The following is a 7,300-nucleotide window of genomic DNA, read 5'->3' on the forward strand; positions in this document are numbered from 1 at the left end:
CGCGGATGCGCGTGCTCATTACGAACGACGACGGCATCGAAAGCGAGGGGCTGCACGCGCTGGTGCGCGCGTTCGCGCCCGTCCACGAGGTCGTCGTGCTCGCGCCGAGCGACGACCGCAGCGCCTCGAGCTCGGCGCTGACGGTGCGCAGCGACATCGATGTGCACGCAGCCCCGGCGCTCCTCCGCATGGGCGCCGCGCTCGCGTATCATCTGAACGGTACGCCGGCGACCTGCGTCGTCCTGGCCGCCTGCGGCACCGTGGTGCCGCGCCCGGATCTCGTGGTGTCTGGGGTGAACCCCGGACCGAACCTCGGGTGCGACGTCTTTCTCTCCGGGACGGTCGGCGCGGCCCGCGTGGCGACCACGCTCGGGATTCCCGGCGTGGCGGCGTCGTGCCGCCGCGACCCGGCCGGGCCCGCATGGGAGACCGCGGCCCGCATGGCCCTGCGCACGGTGGAGCTGCTGGGCGACGGACACCTCGACACGGGCGGCATCGGCGGTCGGCCGCCGCTGGTGAACATCAACGTGCCGTCGCTCGCCCCTCGGTCCGTCGTGGCAACGACGGTGGCCGGATACCACGTCGTCGAGCACACGGTCATCGAGCAGGCTGCGCCATCCGGGAACGTCGGGCGGCGGTTGCGCCTCGAGCTGCGGGCCGCCGTGCCCCAGTCTCTGGAACCGGGCACAGACGCGTGGGCGTTTTTCGCCGGGGATACCTCGGTGACCGTGCTGGACCATCCCGCCGACCGGCCGGCGCCGAACGATCCGTCCGACCTTGCATGCTACTTGGCGCGCCACCTCGTCGAGGAAGTCTCCGGGGCGCACAACTCCCGCTAGGCGGCCCGCTCGAACCGCGACCTCGGGTTCAGTCCGAGGCCACCCCGGCCTCGAGGATGCGGACCACACCCCGCGTGGCGTCGAGGTGCGCCCGCACGCCTACCGGCAGCGTCAGGTGATACGCCCCATGTCCGCACGCCAGCCCGTAGATCGCCGGCTTCCCGAGCGGCACGATGAGGTCGTCCAGGACCTGGCGCAGCGCGAGTCCTTCCGGCTCCGCGGGGTACCGGCACTCTCCGACGATGATCCCCGCAACGCGCTCGAACACTCCTGCGAGGCGCAGGTGAGCGAGCTTGCGGTCGAGCCGGTAGATGCGATCGCCCAGATCCTCGAGAAACAGCAGCCGGCCCGTGAACTCGGGTTCGTAAGGCGTCCCCAACAGCGCGGTCAGGAGCGCCGCGTTGCCGCCGATCAACTCCCCCTCGGTCTCCCCCGGGACGAGCGTTTCGATCGGGGGCGCCCCCGGGGGATTGGCGAGCGCGCCGAGCGGCTCGGGGCGCGCCACGGCCCGCAGGCAGGAGAGGAAGTCGTGCGGATCCGCGCGGGAAAGCGCCGTCGTCATCGGACCGTGGAACGTCACAAACCCGCTCCGTGCGTGGAACGCGAGGTGGAGCGCCGTGATGTCACTGTAGCCGATGAAGACTTTCGGGTGGGCCCGGATCATCTCGTAGTCCAGTGCGTCCAGCAGTCGGTGCGTGCCGTATCCGCCGCGCACGCAGAGGATGCCCTGCACCGCAGGATCGGCGAACATCGCGTGGAGGTCGGCAACCCGGTCCGCGTCGCTCCCGGCGAGGTAACCGCGGACGTCGAGCGCATGGGGGGCGAGTACCGTGCGGAACCCGGCGCCGAGAAGCCGCCGCCGCGCGAGCTCGATGTGCTCGGGCGTCGTGGCTCCGGCCGGTGTCGTCGGTCCCGACGGCGACACCAACCCGATCGTGTCCCCGGGCGCAAGACGCTTGGGCTTTCGGGGTGCCGGCAGCATACCCGAGGGTTCGGGAACTGCTCGCCCTCGTCCTGGCGGCGTCCGCGCGGGCTTGCCGATTTGCGGGCCCGGCCGCTACACTCGGTGGGGACCGACGACGAGGAGATGTCGTGGCTCAAGGGCGCCGCGCGACCCGGAACCGAGGACCGGTGAAGGCGCGGCCGCGGCGCCGCGCGCCGTGGCTGATCCTGGTCCTGTTCGCGGTCGGCGCGCTCGCGGCCGTCGTCACGTTCACGCGCCTGACGCCGTCCCGGACCGGCGGCGGCGCGGCGCCGTTCCCGTTCCCGTGTCTCTCGTTCGAAGGGACGCAGCAGCACATTCACCCGTACCTCCGGATCTTCCTCGATGGGCAGCCGGTGACAATCCCGGCGTACGTCGGCATCCGCGACGGCGACCAGACCTGCTTCGAGCCCGTCCACACGCACGACGCGTCGGGGATCATCCACATCGAGTCCCCCAGCCCGACCCAGACCTACACGCTCGGCGACTTTGTTGCGGTCTGGCGCGCCACGTACGGGACGGCCACCGTCAAAGGCGTCGACCTCCCAATCGTCTACACGGCGGGGGAGCTGCTGGGCCGGAAAGCCGACGCGACCCACGCGGTCCGGCTCCTCGTCGACGGCAAGCCATCGTCGGCTGGGCCGGCGCTGGTGCTCAACCGCCTCGACTACTGCACGGCGGCGATGACGAACCCGCCGTGCTACCCGACGGCCGCCGGTGATCCGTACCCGCCATCGCTCGCGAGCCAGTACGGGACCGGTCATACGATCGTGCTGGAGTACGTCGCGACCGGCGCTCGGTAGCCCCGGGCGCTTGACGCCCCGCGGTGCCGTTCGGTACACTTCAGGCGGGGAGATTTAGTCGGCAATAAAATAGTTTAGTTACCCTCCCGAGCTCGGAGCCCCGCGATGGCCGCGATCACCGGCGTCATGCAAGACTATCTCAAGGCGATCTACAAGCTCGAGCGAATCCACGGCGTCGCGTCGACGTCGGACGTCGCCGCGCGGCTCGGCGTCTCCGCGGCGTCGGCCACCAACATGATCAAGCGGTTGGCCCACCACCGGCTCGTCGTCCGCACGCCGTACCGGGGGTTCACGCTGACCCCGACGGGCGAGCGCATCGCGTTGGAGACGATTCGCCACCACCGTCTGCTCGAACTCTATCTGACGCAGGCCCTCGGGGTGAGCCTCGACCACGTCGATCGAGAGGCCGAGCGCCTTGAGCACGTGCTGTCGGACGACGTCGAGGCCAAGATCGCCGCGATGCTGGGCGAGCCCACGCGTGATCCCCACGGCGATCCGATTCCGGCCAAGGACGGGACGGTGCGCGACGTGCGCTACCCCGATCTGACGCAGCTGCCTCCCGGAGAAGCCGGGGTGGTGGACCGCGTGAGCGACCGCCGTCCCGATCTGCTCCGGCGGCTCGCCGCGCTCGGGGTGTTGCCGGGCGTCGCCGTGTGCGTGATCGCGCGGCTCTCGGGGCGGCGGGTGCGCGTGGAGTTGGGGGGACATCAGCTCGTGCTGACACACGACCTTGCCCAAGGGGTGTACGTCCGATGAGCGACGACGTCCGGAGCGCGCCGGCGCCGGGCGACGCGTCGACCGTGAACGCCGCCGCCGACGTGCTGTCGGGGCGCAGCACTCGCCGGGGGTTGGCCCGCGCGCTTCCGTTCCTCGGGCCCGCGTTTATCGCGTCCGTGGCCTACATCGACCCCGGCAACTTTGCAACCAACATCCAAGGCGGCGCCCAGTTCGGCTACCGCCTGGTCTGGGTCGTGCTGGCCAGCAACCTTATGGCGATGCTCGTTCAAACACTGTCCGCCAAGCTCGGCATCGCCACGGGCCGGAACCTGGCCGAGATGTGCCGGGAGCAGTTTCCGCGCCCTGTGGTCTGGGGCATGTGGGTCGTCTCGGAGATCGTCGCGATGGCCACTGATCTGGCCGAGTTCCTCGGCGCGGCGATCGGTTTCAATCTCCTGCTCGGGGTGCCGCTGTTGGGGGCGGGGCTGCTCACCGGGGCGGCGACCATGGCCATTCTGGCGCTTGAGCACCGCGGGTTCCGCCCGCTGGAGGCCGTGATCACCGCGCTCGTCGGGGTGATCGCGGGGTCGTATCTGGTCGAGACGCTGTTGGACCGGCCCGGGTGGGCGGCGATCGGGCACAGCGTCATCCATCCGGTGTTGGGGAACAGCGACGCCATCCTCCTCGCCGTCGGCATCCTCGGGGCGACCGTGATGCCGCACGTCGTCTTCCTGCACTCCGCGCTGACGCAGAACCGGATCGCCACCAAGAGTCCGGAGCAGGCGCGGCGGCTGTTCCGCTTCAACGTGCTGGATGTCGCCATCGCGATGACCCTCGCGGGCCTGGTCAACGCGGCGATGCTCGTGATGGCCGCGTCGACGTTCTGGGTGCACGGGTTGACGAAGATCGCCACCATCGAAGAAGCGCACCGCACGCTCGTCCCGCTCCTCGGCGGCGCGAGCAGCTTCGTGTTTGCGATTTCGTTGCTCGCGTCGGGGCTCTCGTCGTCCGCCGTGGGGACGATGGCCGGGCAGACGATCATGCAGGGCTTTATTCACCGGCAGATCTCCGTCTGGGTGCGCCGACTCGTGACGATGATCCCGGCGATCGTGGTGATCATGATCGGGCTCGATCCGACGCGCACGCTGGTGATCAGCCAGGTCATCCTGAGCTTCGGGCTCCCGTTCGCCCTGGTGCCGCTCATGCTCTTCACGCAGCGCCGCCGGCTGATGGGCGTGCTGACGAACGGCACGTTGATGACGGTGGCCGGCTGGCTCGTGGTCGGCCTCATCGTGCTGCTCAATCTCTACCTGTTGTACCAGGTCTTCACGGGCGGTTGACCGGGCGTCGAAACGCCGCTCGCAGGGACCCGGAGCGCCCGGCGACGAATCCGAAGGATGACATGGGGGCGGCCGAAGGACGAGCGAGCCTTAGGCGACTTCTCGTTCCGCTGGACGGATCGCGGCTGGCCGAGTGCGTGCTGCCGCTCGGCGTGTCGCTGGCGGCCCACCTCGACGCGCGCCTTACCCTGCTGCATGTGCTGGAACGGCAGGCGCCTTCGACCGTGCACGGGGAGCGACACCTGACCGGGGCGGAGGAGGCCGAGGGGTACCTGAACGAGGTGTCCGCCCGCGTGCTCGCATCCGGGGTCGCGGTCGACCGGCACGTACACCCCAACGAGGAGGACGACGTCGCAAAGAGCATCGTCGATCACGCCGACGACCTGGGCGCGGACCTCATCGTCCTCTGCACGCACGGCGGCGGCGGGACCCTGCCCGGTCGGCGCGCGTTCCATCGCGTCCTGTTTGGGAGCGTCGCGCAGCAGGTGCTCGGGCGAGGCCTGCGCCCGGTGCTGCTGGTGCGTCCGCCTGACGCGCTTGCGTCCCACGCCGCGGTCTCGCCCGAACTAGAGCGGTTGCTGGTGCCGTTGGATGGGGAGTCGGCTGCGGAGGCCGCGCTGCCCTTGGCGGCGACCCTGGCGGCCGCGTACCGGGCCGAGGTGGTGCTCCGCCGCGTCGTCCCGACGCTCTCGACGCTCGGCGGCGAGCGGGGGACCGCGGCCCGCCTCGTGCCGACCGCCGCCGCGGCGTCGCTCGACCTGGAAGAGGGCGAAGCCGTGCGCTACCTTGAAGACGTCGCGGCCCGGCCGCTCCTCGAGGGGTTGCGGATCAACGCGTCGGTGATACGCGGCGACCCGGCGCAGACGCTGCTGGACGTCGCGGCGCAGATCGCGGCCGACATGATCGTCATGGTGACGCACGGGCGGTCCGGTCTCGACGCGGTGCTGACGGGAAGCGTGGCGTCGCGGATCGCCGCCCGGTTTCTGAAACCGCTGCTGCTCGTGCGTGCCCCCCGAGGGGGCTCCGCGCCTCCGGCCGGGACGCCGTCCTAACCGGCCGCTGATCGCCCGACCGGGCGACATGTCGCCGACGCGCAGCGCGTCACCGCCGGCGGGCCGTATTTTTCGCGATCTTTCATGTCGTAGTTCAGCAATCCTGTCATGCTAACGGTTCAGCGAAAATGTCACCCCCTGGGCGCTGAGCTCTTTGCGGCGAGCGATCTGAGCGTATTGCCTCCAGGGATGATCGGGCCCGGGACGTGGATCACGCGGCGGTGGTGACGGCGGCGGCGTGAGCGGCGCCGCCGGGATCGGCGGCGCAGTTGGCCGAGAGTCAGGTGATTGGAGCGGACGGTTGCGACGTGCCCGGAGGAGGTGGATGTCCACAGGCGGTGGAGTGAGATGGCGCACCGAGAGGACGGCATCGCGGAACTGGACGGCAAAGGTGCCATCAAGGCGCTCGAGGACATAGACGTGTGCTTTCGCATAGCTCCGGCCGCCGGGTCCCGGGCTGAGTTGCAACAGGTGCGGCCCGACACGGACCGTGTTATCGTTGGCGACCGTGCGCGGGTACTTGAAGCACAGCGTCGTTTCGAGCACCGTCCGGGATGGACAGGGTCGAAACGCGGGCGGGCGCTGCGCGGGCGCTTGGGCGAAGCGGCGATTGAAGCGCGGCAGAAACGTGCGCAGCAGCGCATTGGCATCATCGAGCGTCCGCGCGTCGGCGAGGCGGAGTTCCTGCACGAGCCGATCTTGGAGCGTGCCAAAGAGCCGCTCCACCCGCCCCTTTCCCTGGGGCGAGCTCGCCGGGATCCAGCGAATACCAAGGGTATGCAGCGCGCGGCCGATTTGGGTCAGGCGGGGCGTATCCGCGAGCTGGGCCGCAATGGACGGGCCTGTGCGCGCCTCGCGACGGAAGATGCCGTGTCGGTCGGTGTAGACGGCGGCGGGCACCCCGTAGCGCCGCAGGACCTGGGACAGCAGCAGGAAGTAGCCATGCGCGTCTTCGTGCGGGCGAAAAACGGCCCCGAGGACCCGACTCGTCGCATCGTCGATCGCGGCGAGCAGCACGAAGTGAGGTCCCTGGGGGCCCAGCCAGGGGTGATGGCTCCCGTCGAGTTGGACGAGCAAGCCGGGGTGCGGCATCCGCGGCCGCCGGCGACGGTGTCGGGGGGGCCGGCGGGTGCGCGGACGCGGGACCCCCGCCTCCCGCAGCACTCGAAACACGGTCGGGCGGGACAGTTTGAGGGCATGCTGCTCCCGGAGCAGATCGGTGAGATGGTGATCGTTGATCCCCGCGTACACGGACCGCGCCAACATCACGACTTGCTTCCGGATCGATTCGGCGATCCGGTTGGGTGCGGCGCGTCCCCGATTACCATGACTCAACGCAGCGACGCCGTGGGCGCGGAACCCCGCCAAGAGCCGTTGCACGTGGCGATGGCAGAGGCGGAGCACCTGAGCCGCTTGGGATACCGTCACCGTGCCCCGATGGACCTGTGTCAGGACCTGCACGCGCTGTTGATCCTTCTGACTCAACATGATCGTCTCCCTGGTCATAGTCCCAGGGTGACATAGTCACGGAACTGTTAGGGGGTGACATTATTGCTGAACTACTACA

The 7,300-nt window shown here is 69.8% G+C and carries 7 protein-coding genes; 5 read left to right on the forward strand and 2 right to left on the reverse strand.

The genetic code is table 11. The annotated features are described in order from the left end of the window. Positions 1 to 5 precede the first annotated feature (5 nt). A complete protein-coding gene (locus VKZ50_01675; protein ID HLJ58420.1) occupies positions 6 to 839 on the forward strand; it encodes a 5'/3'-nucleotidase SurE in 834 nt (277 codons plus the stop codon). Positions 840 to 867: 28 nt separating this feature from the next. Here the strand turns inward: VKZ50_01675 and VKZ50_01680 are convergent, their stop codons facing one another. After that, positions 868 to 1,821 carry an LD-carboxypeptidase gene (locus tag VKZ50_01680; GenBank protein HLJ58421.1) on the reverse strand — a complete coding sequence of 318 codons (954 nt, stop codon included), beginning with the start codon at positions 1,819 to 1,821 and terminating at the stop codon, positions 868 to 870. Positions 1,822 to 1,970: 149 nt separating this feature from the next. On the opposite strand from VKZ50_01680, the gene VKZ50_01685 reads away from it, so the two are divergent. From VKZ50_01685 to VKZ50_01700, 4 genes are all read left to right on the forward strand, one after another. Continuing rightward, positions 1,971 to 2,624: a hypothetical protein gene (locus VKZ50_01685; protein HLJ58422.1), complete on the forward strand. Its 654-nt coding sequence runs from the start codon at positions 1,971 to 1,973 to the stop codon at positions 2,622 to 2,624. 105 nt (positions 2,625 to 2,729) lie between these two features. Beyond that, the gene (locus tag VKZ50_01690; GenBank protein ID HLJ58423.1) at positions 2,730 to 3,380 is read left to right on the forward strand and encodes a metal-dependent transcriptional regulator; all 651 of its coding nucleotides are present in this window, start codon (positions 2,730 to 2,732) and stop codon (positions 3,378 to 3,380) included. Further along, entirely contained in the window at positions 3,377 to 4,681 is a 1,305-nt protein-coding gene (locus VKZ50_01695) for an Nramp family divalent metal transporter (GenBank protein ID HLJ58424.1), read from the forward strand. Before VKZ50_01690 ends, VKZ50_01695 begins: the two co-directional genes overlap by 4 nt. Positions 4,682 to 4,743: 62 nt before the next feature. Continuing rightward, complete coding sequence (locus tag VKZ50_01700; protein HLJ58425.1) at positions 4,744 to 5,733, forward strand: universal stress protein; 990 nt, start codon at positions 4,744 to 4,746, stop codon at positions 5,731 to 5,733. A gap of 111 nt (positions 5,734 to 5,844) precedes the next feature. Here VKZ50_01700 and VKZ50_01705 read toward each other — a convergent pair whose 3' ends face one another. Continuing rightward, positions 5,845 to 7,221, reverse strand: coding sequence for an ISNCY family transposase (locus tag VKZ50_01705; protein HLJ58426.1), 1,377 nt, complete (start codon positions 7,219 to 7,221; stop codon positions 5,845 to 5,847). Positions 7,222 to 7,300 lie beyond the last annotated feature (79 nt).

Source organism: bacterium (assembly GCA_035295165.1).
Lineage (GTDB): Bacteria > Sysuimicrobiota > Sysuimicrobiia > Sysuimicrobiales > Segetimicrobiaceae > JAJPIA01.